The sequence below is a fragment of the Rhodococcus sp. NPDC003322 genome (assembly GCF_053589555.1).
This window is the reverse complement of record NZ_JBSFSC010000003.1, coordinates 574,372-589,306: the sequence shown is the minus strand read 5'-3', so window position 1 is coordinate 589,306 and position 14,935 is coordinate 574,372. Positions and strand designations below refer to the sequence as shown.

Sequence of the window (14,935 nt, the reverse complement as noted above, 5' to 3'; positions counted from 1 at the left end):
GTCATTCCGGCGTTCCCGACGACCACCCGTGGTTAGGCTGCCCGGCCACGAGACGAAAGGAACCGCCACATGAATGCATCCGTGAGAGTGACCGCGGCCCTGGCCGTGGCAGCGGGATCGATCTTCGCGTTGTCCAGCGCACCCGCCGTCGCCGAAACCGCCGACGAGGGGCAGCGCACCGGCCCGGTGCAGTTCTGGGCGAAGGACCTGGGCAACTGTAAGGCCGAGTTCAACATCGAGAACCAGACGAACGTGACCACCTACACGATCGACTGGCGCATCGACGACGAGGTTCCCGAGGGACGCGACATCGGCGTCGGATTCCCGGTCTGGCGGACCGGCACGCCGAACATGGCCTCGAAGGCGGAGTCGCCGACGTGGCCCGACGAGGTTCCGGAGAACACCGTCGAGAACCGCACCATGGTCTCCGACCGGGCGCCGGTGCTTGCCACCTACGTCCAGGACCTGAAGAACCTCAACGGCGCCTGGAACCCGGCGCTGCCGAACCCGGACGCCGACACGCACAAGATCGACTACCGGATGGTGCTCGGGCCGCCCGGGAACAACGGGCAGACCCCGACCGAGACCCCCGAGTGGATCGGCGACCGGCAGTGGCACTCGATCACCGTCACCGGCTGCAATCCCTCCACCGGCGGTGGCGGTTCGGCCGACTTCGGGTCACTCGATCTCGGTGGCCTGCTGGGACTCTTCGCGTCCTGATCGGGCACCCCCGGACCGTCGGCGGTGGGCCACCCACCACACCAGGGCCAGGCCCACCGCGACGCCGACGACATCGGCGAGCCAGTCCCAGATCGATCCGCTGCGATGGATCGGCAGCAGCGCCTGCAGCGCCTCCGACACCGCGGCGTACAGCGCGCCGCCGAGCAGCACCCACCCGGCCCGGAACCCGGCGTACCGCGCGGCGACCGCGAGGGCCAGGAACATCAGCAGGTGCGTGACCTTGTCGCTGTTCGGCGGCCCACTCGGCACCGTCGACCCCGGCGAGAACAACATGACCAGGGTGATCACCAGGACGACGAAGAACGGAATCGCCCGGCGTGACCCCAGTTTCGCGAGCATCAGACGATCCCGCGCACCACGGCGGGCAGGTCCCGCGCCCGCTTGTAGGGTCCGACCACGGACGCCGCGAACGGCCGGGTCAGCAGCATCGCCGCGACCTCCCGCACCTCCTCGGTGGTGACGGCGTCGATCCGCCGCAACGTCTCGGTGATGGTGCGGTGGCTGCCGTAGTTCAGTTCCTGGCGGCCGATCCGGTGCATCCGCGAACCCGAATCCTCCAGCCCGAGCACCATTCCCCCGCGGATCGAGCCCTTCGCGCGGGCGCACTCGGCATCGGTGATGCCGTTCGAGGCGACCTGCGCGAGCACCTCCCGGATCAGGGTGGTGACATCCGCGAGGTTCTCCGGCTGGCAGCCCGCGTACACCGAGAACGCCCCCGTGTCGGCGAACGTGTCGACGCTCGAGTAGACCGAGTACGCCAGGCCGCGTTCCTCCCGGATCTCCTGGAACAGCCGCGAGGACAGCCCGCCGCCGACCGCGGTGTTGAGCACCGACAGCGCCCACCGGTGGCCCTCGTGCCGGCCCAGGCCACGCACGCCGACGCAGAGGTGGGCCTGCTCGCTGTCCCGCCGCAGCACGCTGAGCGCAGGCGCCGAACGCGGCCGCAGCCTGCCCTCCCGCCGTGGGGCGGGAACGGCGCCGTCGGTCAGGTGGCCGCCGAACGCCCGGCGCACCAGCTCGACGGTCTCGTCGTGATCGACGTTGCCCGCGACGGCCACCACCATCCGCTCCGGCGTGTACCGGCGGACATGGAACGAGTGCAGCTGGGTGCGCGTCATCGCCTCGATCGACTCGGTGGACCCGATCACCGGCCGGCCGACGGGATGATCGCCGAACAGGGCGGTGAGGAACTCGTCGCCGAGCAGGTCCTCGGGGTCGTCGTCGCGCATCGCGATCTCCTCGAGCACCACCTGGCGCTCGATGTCGACGTCCGCGGACCGGCACTTCCCGCGCAGCACCACGTCGCTGACGATGTCGATCGCCAACGGCAGGTCCTCGTCGAGGACGTGCGCGTAGAAGCAGGTGTGCTCGCGGGAGGTGAACGCGTTCAGCTCCCCACCGATCCCGTCGACCACCTGCGCGATGTCGAGCGCGCTGCGGGTGGGGGTTGCCTTGAACAGCAGGTGCTCGAGGAAGTGCGCCGCGCCGGCGACGGACGCCTGCTCGTCGCGCGAACCCACCCCCACCCAGACGCCGACGGACGCCGAGCGCACGCCGGGCATGTGTTCGGTCACCACCCGCAGCCCCCCGGGCAGCACCGTGCGACGCACGGTGGACCGCGGCGTGCGGGTTCGTTTCCTCGGGATCGTGGTGGTGCGACTGCGAGCTGTGGTGGCCATGTAGTGGTTCAGCGGTCCTCGGGAGAAAGTCCGGACGTAGAAGTCCAAACAGTACAGCCGCGTCCACCTCCGTCCGAAGGCGGCGCCGTCACCAGCCGCGCCGGTGCGGCTCCGAGCCGACGAGTTCCCCCGGGCGTGCGCCCTCGCGGCTGCGATACACGATGTACGGCCGGAACAGGTACGCGAACGGCGCACTGAAGGCGTGCACGAGCCGGGTGAACGGCCACAGCGCGAACAGGACCAGCGCGATCGTGACGTGGATGTGGAACGACAGCGGCGCCTCCGCCATCAGGTCGCCCCGCGGCTGCAGGATCCAGATCGACCGGAACCACGGCGAGACGGTCTCGCGGTAGTTGTGGGCCTCGTTTCCTTCGAAGGCGCCGATCATCGTGGTCGCGAGCCCGGCGACGATCGCGGCGACGAGCAGGGCGTACATGACCTTGTCGTTGAGGGTGGTGGCGGTGAACACCGGGCCGGTCGTCCGACGCCGGTAGATCAGCAGTGCCACGCCGACCAGGGTGGCGAGGCCGGCGATGACGCCGGGTATCGCCGCACCCCAGTGGTACATGTGCTCACCGATGCCGATCGCCTCGGTCCAGGACTCGGGGATGACGAGGCCGATGACGTGGCCGAGGATCACCACCAGGATGCCGAAGTGGAACAGCGGACTCGCGATCCGCAGCAGCCGGTTCTCGTAGAGCTGGGAGGAGCGGGTGGTCCAGCCGAACTTGTCGTACCGGTATCGCCACCAGGTGCCGACGACCAGGATCGCGAGCGTCACGTACGGGACGACGTCCCAGTAGATCTCCCCGGCGGACATGTCAGTGCGCTCCTTCCGGTCGCGGCGAATCACCCGGTTGTCGCCTCGGCGGCACGGTCAGCGTGAACGGCTGCAGGCCGACCGCCTCGGCGGGCGGACCGGCCAGCGCCAGGTCCCGGGCCCGTCTCCGGTCCGGTTCGGTCGCCGGGGGCAGCGTCGCGGCGACCGCGCCGAGCACGTCCGCGTACGGCGACCCCGACTCGCGAAGCGCGAGGTGCAGCATGTCGATCGCGGCCCGGTTCGCCGCCAGCAACCGGCCCCCGATGTCGGGGTCGACGGTGGCGGCGAACTCGAGCACCACGGCGAGGTGGTCGGCGGACTCCCCGGTCGGCGGCTCCGCGCCCGCCTCCCGGTAGGCGCGGGCGAAGTTCAGGATCGCCGACCCGCGGTTGCGGGTGTCCCCGTCGGTCCAGTAGGTCAGCAACAGCGTGGTCCGGCGGCGCAGGTCGAAGGTGTCGACGTACGCGGTGGCCGCCTCGAGCGGGGGCCGCTCCCGCAGGTGCCGGGCGAGCGCGGCGAGCGGGTCCGCGAGCTCACCGGGCAGGTGGGCGAGCAGCGCGTCGACGGCGGCGAGCCGGTCGTCCTGGCCGTCGTCCGGGTAGGCCAGCAGCAACGACGACGCCTGCCACACCAACCGGTGCCGCTGCACCAGCCGAGCGTTCCCCGAGGAGGTCGGGCGGCGTAGCAGTTTCATCGCACGGTTCCCTTCACCGCCGGGTCCCCTCGCCCGGGAACATGCCGTCCGGCACACCCTTGCCGTCCCAGTTCAGCAGGTTCACCCGCGACGGGTTGCTCGCGTTCGCGCCCATCGCCTCGCTGGTCTGCCGTTGCCGCAGCGCGTGGAACGTCTCCACCGCCACCGGGACCGGACCGCCACTCGCCTCCCCGAACGGCCCCGATCCCTGGTCGTACAGGCCGGGACCGCCCTCGAAGTCGAGCGCGCATTCCGTGACGGTCTCTTCCAGCCCGTGTGCCTCCTCGGCATAGGCGGACGGAATCACATACCGCTCTTCGTATTTCGCGAGTGCGAGCAGCCGGTACATCGCGTACATCTGTTCCTCGGTCATTCCGACCGCTGCCGGGATGTGTTCCTGCGGGAGCCGTCCGAGGTTGATGTCACGCATGTACGAGCGCATCGCCGCGAGCCTGCGCAGCACCCCGGCGACCACCTCGGTGTCCCCGGCAGCGAGCAGTTCGGCCAGGTACTCGATCGGAATCCGCAGCGATTCCAATGCGCCGAAGAGGTTGCCCAGGTCCTCGCCGTCGTGACCGTCGCGGCTGACGGCGTCGACGACCGGTGACAGCGGGGGCACGTACCAGACCATCGGCATGGTCCGGAACTCCGGATGCAGCGGCAGCGCGACCCGGAACTCCTTGATCAGCGCGTGGATCGGCGACCGCTGTGCCGCCTCGATCCAGGTGTCCGGGATGCCTGCGGCGTGCGCGGCGGCGACCACGTGCGGATCGTTCGGATCGAGCAGGGTGTCCAGCTGCGCCTCGTACAGATCCTTGTCGTCCGTCACCGATGCCGCCTCGAGCACCCGGTCGACGTCGTAGAGGATCAGCCCGATGTAGCGCAGCCGCCCGACGCAGGTCTCCGCGCACACCGTCGGCAGGCCCACCTCGACGCGCGGATAGCAGAACGTGCACTTCTCGGCCTTGCCGGTCTTGTGGTTGAAATACACCTTCTTGTACGGACATCCGGACACGCACATCCGCCAGCCGCGGCACTTGTCCTGGTCGACGAGCACGATGCCGTCCTCGGACCGCTTGTACATCGCCCCGGACGGGCAGGACGCGACGCAGGCCGGGTTCAGGCAGTGCTCGCAGATCCGGGGCAGGTAGAACATGAAGGTCTGCTCGAGTTCGAGTGTGACCTGATCGGAGACCTTCTTCAGGACCGGGTCGTCGGCGAGGATCTCCGGTGACCCGCCGAGGTTGTCGTCCCAGTTCGCCGACCACTCCACCTTCATCGGCTTGCCGGTGATCAGGCTGCGGGGCGGAGCCACCGGCATCTGATCACCGAGCGGCGCGTTGGTGAGATTCTCGTAGTCGTAGGTCCACGGCTCGTAGTAGTCCGAGATCTCCGGGAGCTTCGGGTTCGAGAAGATCCGCGACAGCTTCTTGAGCCGGCCGCCGTCGCGCAGACGCAGCCGCCCCCTCGAGTCCCGCACCCAGCCACCGCGCCACCGATCCTGGTCCTCGTAGGTGCGCGGATAGCCCTGCCCCGGCCGGGTTTCGACATTGTTGAACCACACGTACTCGGTGCCGGATCGGTTCGTCCATGCCTGCTTGCACGTCACCGAGCAGGTGTGGCAGCCGATGCACTTGTCGAGGTTCATCACCATCGCGAGCTGTGCCATGACCTTCATGTCAGTACGTCACCTCCTGGCTGCGGCGGCGGACCACCGTCACCTCGTCGCGCTGGTTGCCGGTCGGGCCGAGATAGTTGAACGCCCACGACGTCTGGGCGTAGCCGCCGGCCAGGTGCGTCGGCTTGATCAGCAGCCGGGTCAGTGAGTTGTGGATGCCGCCCCGGTTGCCGGTGGTCTCGGTTCGGGGCACGTCGATCGTGCGTTCCTGGGCGTGGTGCACGTACACCACTCCCTCGGGCATGCGGTGTGAGACGACGGCCCGGCACACCACCACGCCGTTGCGATTCACGGCCTCGACCCAGTCGTTGTCATGGACCGAGATCTTCGCCGCGTCCGTCGGGCTCATCCACATGGTCGGTCCGCCCCGGGACAGCGACAACATGAACAGGTTGTCCTGGTACTCGGAGTGGATGGACCACTTGCTGTGCGGGGTCAGATAGCGCACCGTCAGGCCGATCCCCTCCCGCACCTCACCGATGTGCGGCTCGTCGAACAGGCGCGCCATGTCCAGTGGCGGCCGGTAGATCGGCAACTGTTCGCCGAGTTCCTCCATCCAGTCGTGGTCGAGGAAGAAGTGCATCCGTCCGGTCAGGGTGTGGAACGGCTTGAGTTCCTCGATGTTCACCGTGAACGGCGCGTACCGGCGACCGCCGGTCTCGCTGCCCGACCACTCCGGGCTGGTGATCACCGGCACCGGCCGGGCCTGGGTGTCGGCGAACGTGATCCGGCGTTCCTCGCTGCCCTCGGCCAGGTGCACCAGTTGGCGGCCGGTGCGCTGTTCGAGCTGTCGGAACCCCTCCACCGCGAGCCGCCCGTTGGAGGTGCCGGACAACCGCAGCACCGCTTCGCACATCTTCTCCGCGGTGTCGAGTGCCGGACGTCCCGCCGCCGCACCGGAACTCATCACGCCGTGCTGCGCGGCCAGTTCGGCGACCTCCCGGTCGGGATGGAACGTCACCCCCTTGGTCACCAGGCCGACCTTCTCGACCAGCGGGCCGAGGGCGGACCACTTCTCGGCGATGGCGGTGTAGTCCCGTTCCACCACCACCAGCGGTCCCATCGTCCGGCCGGGCACGGGCACCTCCCCGGTGGTGCGCCAATCCGATTCGGTGCCACCGGGATACGCCATCGCGCCGGGGGTGTCGTGCTGCAGGGTGCCCAGGACGACGTCCGTGCGGGTGCCCAGATGCGTCCGGGCCTGCGCGGAGAACGCCCGAGCGATCGCCGCGAACGCCTCGAAGTCCGACTTCGTCTCCCACGGCGGGTCGATGGCCGCGGTGAACGCGTGGAGGTAGGGGTGCATGTCGGTGCTGGACAGGTCCGGCTTCTCGTACCAGGTGGCCGCCGGCAGCACCACGTCGGACAGCAGGGTCGTGGACGTCATCCGGAAGTCGATCGACATCACCAGGTCCAGCTTGCCTTCGGGTGTCTCGTCCACCCATTCGACGCCGGTTGGCCGCAACTCCTCCCGGGTCGGAGTCGCCTGCAGGTTCGACGTGGTGCCGAGCAGGTGTTTGAGGAAGTACTCGTTTCCCTTGCTCGACGAGCCGAGCAGGTTCGCGCGCCAGATGCTCAGCACCCGCGGCCAGTTGCGCGGGTTGTCGGGGTCGGTGACGGCCAGGTTCAGCTCGCCGGACGCCAGTTGCTCGGTGACGTGCGCGGCGACGTCCTTGCCGACGGCCGCCGCCTCGTCGGCCAGGTCGAGGCTGGAGCGGTCGAACTGCGGGTAGAAGGGCGTCCAGCCCATCGCGACCGCGGAAGCCATCACGTCCATCGTGTGCCGCCCGGCGAATCGGCCGCGGCCGGTGGGGCTGGCCAGGGCGTCGGCGCGGTAGCCGTCGTAGCGCCACTGGTCGGTGTGCGCGTACCAGTAGGAGGTGCCCGCCATCTGACGCGGGGGCCTGCTCCAGTCGGTGCCCATCGCGACGGTCGCCCACCCGGTGACCGGCCGGCACTTCTCCTGGCCCACGTAGTGCGCCCAGCCACCGCCGTTGCGGCCCATCGACCCCGTCAGCAGCAGCAGGCTCAGGATGGCCCGGTAGGTGGCGTCGCCGTGGAACCACTGGCAGATGCCGGCGCCCATGATGATCATCGACCGGCCCCCGGACTCGACCGCGTTGGTCGCGAACTCGCGCGCGATCCGGATCACCTGTGCCGCGGACACTCCCGTGATCGGTTCCTGCCACGCCGGCGTGTACGGCGACGTGTGGTCGTCGTAGCCGGTCGGCCACTGTCCGGGCAGGCCCGGTCGCGCCACCCCGTACTGGGCGAGCATCAGGTCGAACACCGTGCACACGCGGTGCCCCGCCACGGTGCGGACCGGTACGCCGCGTTCGACGGTCTCGCCGCGGCCGTCGACGGTGTCGAAGCGCGGGAACGTCACCGTCGCGACCTCGCTCTGCTGCGCGTGGGCGACGGTCAGGGACGGGACCAGGTCGCCGAGGTCGAGGTTCCACTTGCCGACACCCTCGTCCCCGAACCGGAACCCGAGCGATCCGTGCGGCACGGCGGGCGCGTCGGTGGCCCCGTCGACGATCACCGGCTTGAAGGCGGCGTTCTCGACGCTCTCCCCCAGATCCGCTGCGGTGACCGTCTTTCCGGGGACGAGCCGCCCGTCGCGTTCCTCGAGCTTGATCAGGAACGGCAGGTCCGTGTAGCGGCGCACGTAGTCGACGAAGAACGGCTCCCGCGCCTTGACGAAGAACTCGGACAGGATCACGTGCCCCATCGCCATCGCCATCGCGCCGTCGGTGCCCGCCGCACACGGCATCCACTCGTCGGCGAACTTGGTGTTGTCGGCGTAGTCCGGGCTGACGGCGACCACCTTGGTGCCGCGGTAGCGGACCTCCGCCATCCAGTGCGCATCCGGTGTCCGGGTGACGGGGACGTTCGAGCCCCACATCAGCAGGTAGCTCGCGTCCCACCAGTCCCCCGACTCCGGGACGTCGGTCTGGTCCCCGAACACCTGCGGCGACGCAACGGGCAGGTCGGCGTACCAGTCGTAGAACGAGGTCATGACCCCTCCGAGCAGTTCGACGAACCGGGAACCGGCCGCGAACGAGATCATCGACATCGCCGGGATGGGCGAGAACCCGGCGATCCGGTCCGGGCCGTACTCCTTGACGGTGTGCACGTGCGCGGCCGCGATCATCTCCGTCGCCTCGTCCCAGTTCACCCGGACCAGGCCGCCCTTGCCGCGGGCCCGCTGGTACCGCCTGCGCCGTTCCGGATCGTTCTGGATCTCCGCCCACGCCAGCACCGGGTCCTTCAGGCGGGCCTTCGCCTCCCGGTACATCTCGACGAGGACGCCGCGCGCGTACGGGTACCGCACGCGGGTCGGCGAATAGGTGTACCAGGAGAAGGCCGCACCACGCGGGCAGCCCCGCGGCTCGTACTCCGGCCGGTCGGGACCGACGGACGGGTAGTCGGTTTCCTGGGTCTCCCAGGTGATGATTCCGTCCTTGACGTAGATCTTCCACGAGCACGATCCGGTGCAGTTCACGCCATGGGTGGAACGAACGACCTTGTCGTGGCTCCACCGGTCGCGGTAGAAGATGTCGCCTTCCCGGCCGCCCTCGCGGCTGACGGTCCGGCGGTCCGCCGAGAACGTGCCGGGAGTGAAGAATCGGCCGCTGCGCAGCAGCACGTCCTCCACCGCACCTCCGGTGCTCGACCCGCTGGACGTCACGTCGCCTCCTCTGTGCCGTCGGCGCCCACTGCCTCCGGCACCGCCGCTGATTCTCGAATCGTGCGTCTATCCCGCTGTCGTGCTTGCCTTCTCGGGTTCCCGGGCGTGCAGCTTGAGCGCGGTGTACAGGAAGGCGGCTCCGGCGGTCACCGCCAGCAGCAGCAGTCCCACGGTGTAGTTGTTGTCCTCTTCGTTGTAGGTCGCGCCCATCACGAGCGGCGGGAAGTAGCCGCCGAGGCCGCCCGCCGCGGCGACGATTCCGGTGACACTGCCGACGCTCTTCGCCGGTGACCGCCGTGCCACCCACGCGAACACGCCGCCGGTCCCGATGCCGAGGAAGATCGCCAGGGAGATGAAGGTGACCGCCGCCCAGAAGTCCGGCGGGGGCTGGAACGTCGCCACCACCGCCAGGGCCGCGGTGCCCGCGAGGGACACCAGCACGACCCACTTCGGTGCGATCCGGTCCGACAGCGATCCGCCGATCGGACGGGCGATCACCGCGGCCAGCGCGAACGCGGCGGTACGCGTGCCCGCGTCGACCGCCGAGAAGTCGTAGATCGTCTTGATGTACGTCGGAAGGTAGTTGCTGAACGCCACGAAGCCGCCGAACACGATCGCGTAGAGGAACGACATCTCCCATGTCACACCGAGTTTCGCGGCGGCGGTGAGCTTGGGGACCACCGGTTCCTCGTTCGGCGTGAACGCCGGCGAGTCCTTCATCAGCACCACGCAGAGGCACGCGGTGGCCGCGAGCGCGACGGCGACGATGACGTGGGTCGGAACCAGCCCGAACCAGCGCACGAATCGAGGGGTGAAGAACGCCGACAGGGCCGTGCCCACCATCCCGGCCCCGAACACGCCGGTGGCGAAGCCGTGCCTGCTCGCCTCGTACCAGGACTTCGCGAACGGGATGCCGATCGCGAACACCGTGCCCGCCACGCCGAGGAGGAACCCGGACACCAGCAGCATCACGTACGAGTCGGCCTCGGCGGAGAACCCGACGGCGAGCACGGGAACGATGGAGGCGAGCGCGACGAAGATGAACAGCGCCCGACCGCCGAAGCGATCCGTGAGCGGTCCGGTGACGATCCGGCCGAGTGATCCGACCAGGATGGGCGTCGCGACCAGCATCGACGCCTGCGAGCTGCTCAGTTCCAGCCGGTCGGCGTAGGTGGTGGACATCGGGCCGATCATGTTCCAGGCCCAGAAACAGATGGTCGACGTCCAGGTCGCGAGAACCAAGTTCCGGGCCTGGGCGGACTTGTCGAAAACAGGAGCACCTGTGTTCACGCGTTCAGCAAACCACCGCTCTCAGCGGTTCGCAGCGCGAAACAGTCACCTCGAAGGCAACTTTCCGGTCACGGCGCCGGAAACGCCGGGTGCCCCCGACCGCACGCGGTCGGGGGCACCCGAGGGTACTGCGAAGGCGACTGCTACGCGTCGGCGTCCTTCTCGGCCGGCGCCTCGGCGGCGTCGTCCTCGACGGGAACCAGCGAGATCTTGCCGCGGTTGTCGATGTCCGCGATCTCGACCCGGATCTTGCTTCCGACGTTCACGACGTCCTCGACCTTGCTGATGCGCTTGCCGTTGCCCAGCTTCGAGATGTGCACCAGTCCGTCGCGGCCCGGGAGCAGCGAGACGAACGCGCCGAAGGCGGTGGTCTTGACGACCGTGCCGAGGAAGCGCTCGCCCACCTTGGGCAGCTGCGGGTTGGCGATGGCGTTGATCTTGTCGATCGCGGCCTGCGCGGACGGGCCGTCCGCGGCACCGACGTACACCGTGCCGTCATCCTCGATGGAGATGTTGGCGCCGGTCTCCTCGGTGATCGAGTTGATCATCTTGCCCTTGGGGCCGATGACCTCGCCGATCTTGTCCACGGGCACCTTGATGGTGGTGATCCGCGGCGCGAACGGGCTCATCTCGTCCGGGGTGTCGATGGCCTCGGCCATGACCTCGAGGATCGTGGTCCGGGCGTCGTGCGCCTGCGACAGCGCGCCGGCGAGGACCTGCGACGGGATGCCGTCCAGCTTGGTGTCGAGCTGAAGCGCCGTCACGAACTCCTTGGTGCCCGCGACCTTGAAGTCCATGTCGCCGAAGGCATCCTCGGCACCGAGGATGTCGGTCAGCGCCACGTAGCGGGTCTCGCCGTCGACCTCGTCGGAGACCAGGCCCATCGCGATGCCTGCCACCGGAGCCTTCAGCGGCACACCGGCGTTGAGCAGCGACAGGGTCGAGGCGCACACCGAACCCATCGAGGTGGAACCGTTGGAGCCCAACGCCTCCGAGACCTGACGGATCGCGTACGGGAACTCTTCCTGGCTCGGCAGCACCGGCACCAGGGCGCGCTCGGCGAGGGCGCCGTGGCCGATCTCGCGACGCTTCGGCGAACCCACGCGGCCCGTCTCACCGGTCGAGTACGGCGGGAAGTTGTAGTGATGCATGTAGCGCTTGCTGGTCTCCGGGCCGAGCGAGTCGACCTGCTGCGCCATCTTGACCATGTCGAGGGTGGTCACGCCCATGATCTGGGTCTCGCCACGCTCGAACAGTGCGGAGCCGTGCGCCCGCGGGATGACCGCGACCTCGGCCGAGAGCGACCGGATGTCGGTGATGCCGCGGCCGTCGATCCGGAAGTGGTCCTTGAGGATCCGCTGCCGGACCAGCTTCTTGGTCAGCGAGCGGAACGCCGCGCCGATCTCCTTCTCGCGACCCTCGAACTTCGGGGCGACCTGCTCGAGCACCTCGAGCTTGACCTCGTCGGTCTTGTCGTCGCGCTCCTGCTTGCCTGCGATGGTCAGCGCGGCCGAGAGCTTCTCGGTGGCGGCGGCCTCGACGGCGGCGTAGACGTCGTCCTGGTAGGCCGGGAACACCGGGTAGTCACCGGTCGGCTTCGAGGACACGGTGGCGAGGGCCTGCTGCGCCTCGCACAGGCGGGCGATGAACGGCTTGGCGGCCTCGAGGCCCTGGGCGACGATCGCCTCGGTCGGTGCCTGCGCACCGCCGTCGATCAGCGCGATGACGTTGTCGGTGGCCTCGGCCTCGACCATCATGATGGCGACGTCACCGGACTCGACGACGCGGCCCGCGACAACCATGTCGAAGACGGCGTTCTCGAGCTGCTGGACGGTCGGGAACGCGACCCACTGGCCGGCCTTGTTCTCGTCCGAGGTGATCAGCGCGACGCGCACGCCACCGACCGGGCCGGAGAACGGCAGGCCTGCGATCTGCGTGGACGCGGACGCGGCGTTGATCGCCACGACGTCGTAGAGATCCTTCGGGTCGAGGCTCAGGACCGTCACGACGACCTGGATCTCGTTGCGCAGGCCGTCGACGAACGACGGGCGCAGCGGCCGGTCGATCAGGCGGCAGGTCAGGATCGCGTCGGTGGAGGGGCGGCCCTCACGACGGAAGAACGAGCCCGGGATGCGGCCCGCGGCGTACATGCGCTCCTCGACGTCCACCGTCAGCGGGAAGAAGTCGAAGTGCTCCTTGGGCTGCTTGCTGGCCGTGGTGGCCGACAGCAGCATGGTCTCGTCGTCCAGGTACGCGACGACGGCGCCGGCGGCCTGCTGCGCGAGGCGACCGGTCTCGAAACGAATGGTGCGGGTGCCGAAGCTCCCGTTGTCGATGACGGCGGTGGATTCGAACACGCCCTCGTCGACCTCGACTGCGGTGTTGGTGGTCATCTTTTCTCTTCTCTTCCCTCTCGTCTTCGCCGTGTCCGCATGGTCGTCGCCACCCTCCTGGCGGCGACGACGCACCTGCCGGGTGCGTTCGCGTCCCCCGTTCGGGGGCGAGCCGAACCCTTCGCGCGGAGGCGGCCGTCGATCGAAGCCAATCGCAGATCGTCCGCCTTGGGACGATCGTCCGAGTGGCCACTACCGAAGACCGACTGCCACGTCTGCAGGTACGTACGGCGGGATCCCTCGTGGATCCGGTGGTTCGTCGATGGAACCGTGTCCGTCGGGCGGCCCGATTGTTCTTTCGCCACCCGACAAACACCGGTAGCCAACGAGGTCAGTCTATGCACTCGCCTCGTTGGCTACCGGGATGTTCGCGTCCGCGCGGTCCGTCGTGTCTCGGGACCGCGCGATGCGTCGAAATCTCTTATCGACGCAGACCCAGACGCTCGATGAGCGAACGGTAACGCGCGATGTCGACCTTCTGGACGTACTTGAGCAGACGACGACGGCGTCCGACCAGCAGCAGCAGGCCGCGGCGGGAGTGGTGATCGTGCTTGTGCGTCTTGAGGTGCTCGGTGAGATCGACGATCCGCTTGGTCAGCAGCGCAACCTGCGCCTCCGGCGAACCGGTGTCGGTCTCGTGCAGTCCGTACTCGGAGAGGACGGCCTTCTTCTGTTCGGTGGTCAGCGCCACTGTCACTCCTGTTACTGATGTCTGCGCGACGAAAACCCGGGCAACGGCGTAGCTGCCCGGAGCCAGGGTGGCGTGGCCGCCGCAAACCGCAGCACACACCGAGAGAAGATCCTACCAGCCGGTTCGGGCGCGCCCGACCGGCCTCACCCGTGCACGTCGACGCGAGCGAGCAGGTCGCGGGTTTCGTCCACGTCCCGGCCCATCTGCGCGATCAGCGCCTCGATCGAGTCGAACTTCTCCATGCCGCGCAGGCGCCGGACGAAGTCGACGGCGACGTGCTGTCCGTACAGGTCCGGGGCCGCGTCCAGCACGAACGCCTCGACCGTGCGGGCACGGCCGGAGAACGTCGGGTTGGTGCCGACCGAGACCGCGGCCTTGTAGGCGACGCCCGGCGGCAGCGAACCCTCGACGGGATCCTGGGCGAGCACCGTGAACCACGCGGCGTAGACGCCGTCGGCGGGGATGGCCGCGTGCTCCGGCGGCGCGATGTTCGCCGTCGGGAAGCCGAGATCACGGCCGCGGCGCTCGCCGTGCACGACGACGCCCTCGACGCGGTGCGGCCGACCCAGCGCCTCCGCGGCGGCCGCCACGTCGCCCGCGTCGACGCAGGAGCGGATGTATGTGGACGAGAAGGTGACGGTGTGCTCGGCGAGCAGGTTCACCCCGTCGACGGCGAAGCCGAAGCGGGTACCGATGTCGCGCAGCATCGGCACCGTTCCTGCCGCCTTGCGACCGAAGGTGAAGTTCTCCCCGACCACGACCTCGGCCACGTGCAACCGCTCGACGAGAATCTCGTGGGCGTATTGCTCGGGGCTGAGCTTCATGAACTCCGTGGTGAACGGGATGACGCAGAACACGTCGATCCCGAGCGACTCGGCCAGTTCCGCCCGGCGTCGCAGGGTGGTCAGCTGTCCCGGGTGACTGCCGGGCCGTACCACCTCCATCGGATGCGGATCGAAAGTCATGAGCACACTGGGGATTCCGCGTTCGCTGGCCGCTTTGACCGCCCGACTGATCAGCTGCGCGTGCCCACGATGCACACCGTCGAACACACCGATCGTGAGTACGCAGCGGCCCCAGTCGGCTGGAACGTCGTCGAGCCCTCGCCATCTCTGCACGCCTGGAAGCCTACGACCCGTCGCGACCACCGTCACGTTCGGCACCACCCCACGAGTGTCGAGGTGCCGCACCAGGTGCGCATTGCCTAAGCTCAGTTCCGTGGGTGAGCGTAGAAGCGGATCAGACGGGTCGACCAGCG

General features: G+C 68.9%; 11 protein-coding genes. 1 reads left to right on the top strand and 10 read right to left on the bottom strand.

The features are described from left to right. The first annotated feature begins 69 nt into the window (after positions 1-69). Positions 70-720, top strand: a complete 651-nt coding sequence (locus tag ACWDUM_RS14955) for a hypothetical protein (RefSeq protein WP_450134564.1) — start codon at positions 70-72, stop codon at positions 718-720. On the opposite strand, the gene ACWDUM_RS14950 is transcribed toward ACWDUM_RS14955, so the two are convergent. The 10 genes from ACWDUM_RS14950 to ACWDUM_RS14905 all read right to left on the bottom strand — a co-directional run bounded on the left by ACWDUM_RS14950 (position 679) and on the right by ACWDUM_RS14905 (position 14,795). Continuing rightward, on the bottom strand, positions 679-1,080 hold the full coding sequence (locus ACWDUM_RS14950; RefSeq protein ID WP_450134563.1) for a VanZ family protein: 402 nt from the start codon (positions 1,078-1,080) through the stop codon (positions 679-681). The two genes, ACWDUM_RS14955 and ACWDUM_RS14950, sit on opposite strands and share 42 nt — an antisense overlap. Next, positions 1,080-2,420, bottom strand: a complete 1,341-nt coding sequence (locus tag ACWDUM_RS14945; RefSeq protein ID WP_450114279.1) for a M16 family metallopeptidase — start codon at positions 2,418-2,420, stop codon at positions 1,080-1,082. The genes ACWDUM_RS14950 and ACWDUM_RS14945 overlap by 1 nt, the downstream gene beginning before the upstream one ends. An 88-nt stretch (positions 2,421-2,508) precedes the next feature. Continuing rightward, on the bottom strand, positions 2,509-3,240 hold the full coding sequence (gene narI / locus ACWDUM_RS14940) for a respiratory nitrate reductase subunit gamma (protein WP_450134562.1): 732 nt from the start codon (positions 3,238-3,240) through the stop codon (positions 2,509-2,511). A 1-nt stretch (position 3,241) separates the two neighbouring features. Continuing rightward, positions 3,242-3,934: a nitrate reductase molybdenum cofactor assembly chaperone gene (narJ, locus tag ACWDUM_RS14935; RefSeq protein WP_450134561.1), complete on the bottom strand. Its 693-nt coding sequence runs from the start codon at positions 3,932-3,934 to the stop codon at positions 3,242-3,244. 13 nt (positions 3,935-3,947) lie between these two features. Beyond that, on the bottom strand, positions 3,948-5,612 hold the full coding sequence (gene narH / locus ACWDUM_RS14930; RefSeq protein ID WP_450134560.1) for a nitrate reductase subunit beta: 1,665 nt from the start codon (positions 5,610-5,612) through the stop codon (positions 3,948-3,950). Between the two features lies 1 nt (position 5,613). Beyond that, on the bottom strand, positions 5,614-9,303 hold the full coding sequence (locus ACWDUM_RS14925; RefSeq protein ID WP_450134559.1) for a nitrate reductase subunit alpha: 3,690 nt from the start codon (positions 9,301-9,303) through the stop codon (positions 5,614-5,616). A 66-nt stretch (positions 9,304-9,369) separates the two neighbouring features. Further along, positions 9,370-10,593 (bottom strand): nitrate/nitrite transporter, encoded by a 1,224-nt coding sequence (locus ACWDUM_RS14920; RefSeq protein ID WP_450134558.1) that lies wholly within the window; start codon positions 10,591-10,593, stop codon positions 9,370-9,372. A gap of 143 nt (positions 10,594-10,736) precedes the next feature. After that, positions 10,737-12,986, bottom strand: coding sequence for a polyribonucleotide nucleotidyltransferase (locus ACWDUM_RS14915; RefSeq protein ID WP_450134557.1), 2,250 nt, complete (start codon positions 12,984-12,986; stop codon positions 10,737-10,739). 421 nt (positions 12,987-13,407) lie between these two features. Then, positions 13,408-13,677 (bottom strand): 30S ribosomal protein S15, encoded by a 270-nt coding sequence (rpsO, locus tag ACWDUM_RS14910; protein WP_450117182.1) that lies wholly within the window; start codon positions 13,675-13,677, stop codon positions 13,408-13,410. A gap of 143 nt (positions 13,678-13,820) precedes the next feature. Further along, positions 13,821-14,795: a bifunctional riboflavin kinase/FAD synthetase gene (locus ACWDUM_RS14905; protein WP_450134556.1), complete on the bottom strand. Its 975-nt coding sequence runs from the start codon at positions 14,793-14,795 to the stop codon at positions 13,821-13,823. Positions 14,796-14,935 lie beyond the last annotated feature (140 nt).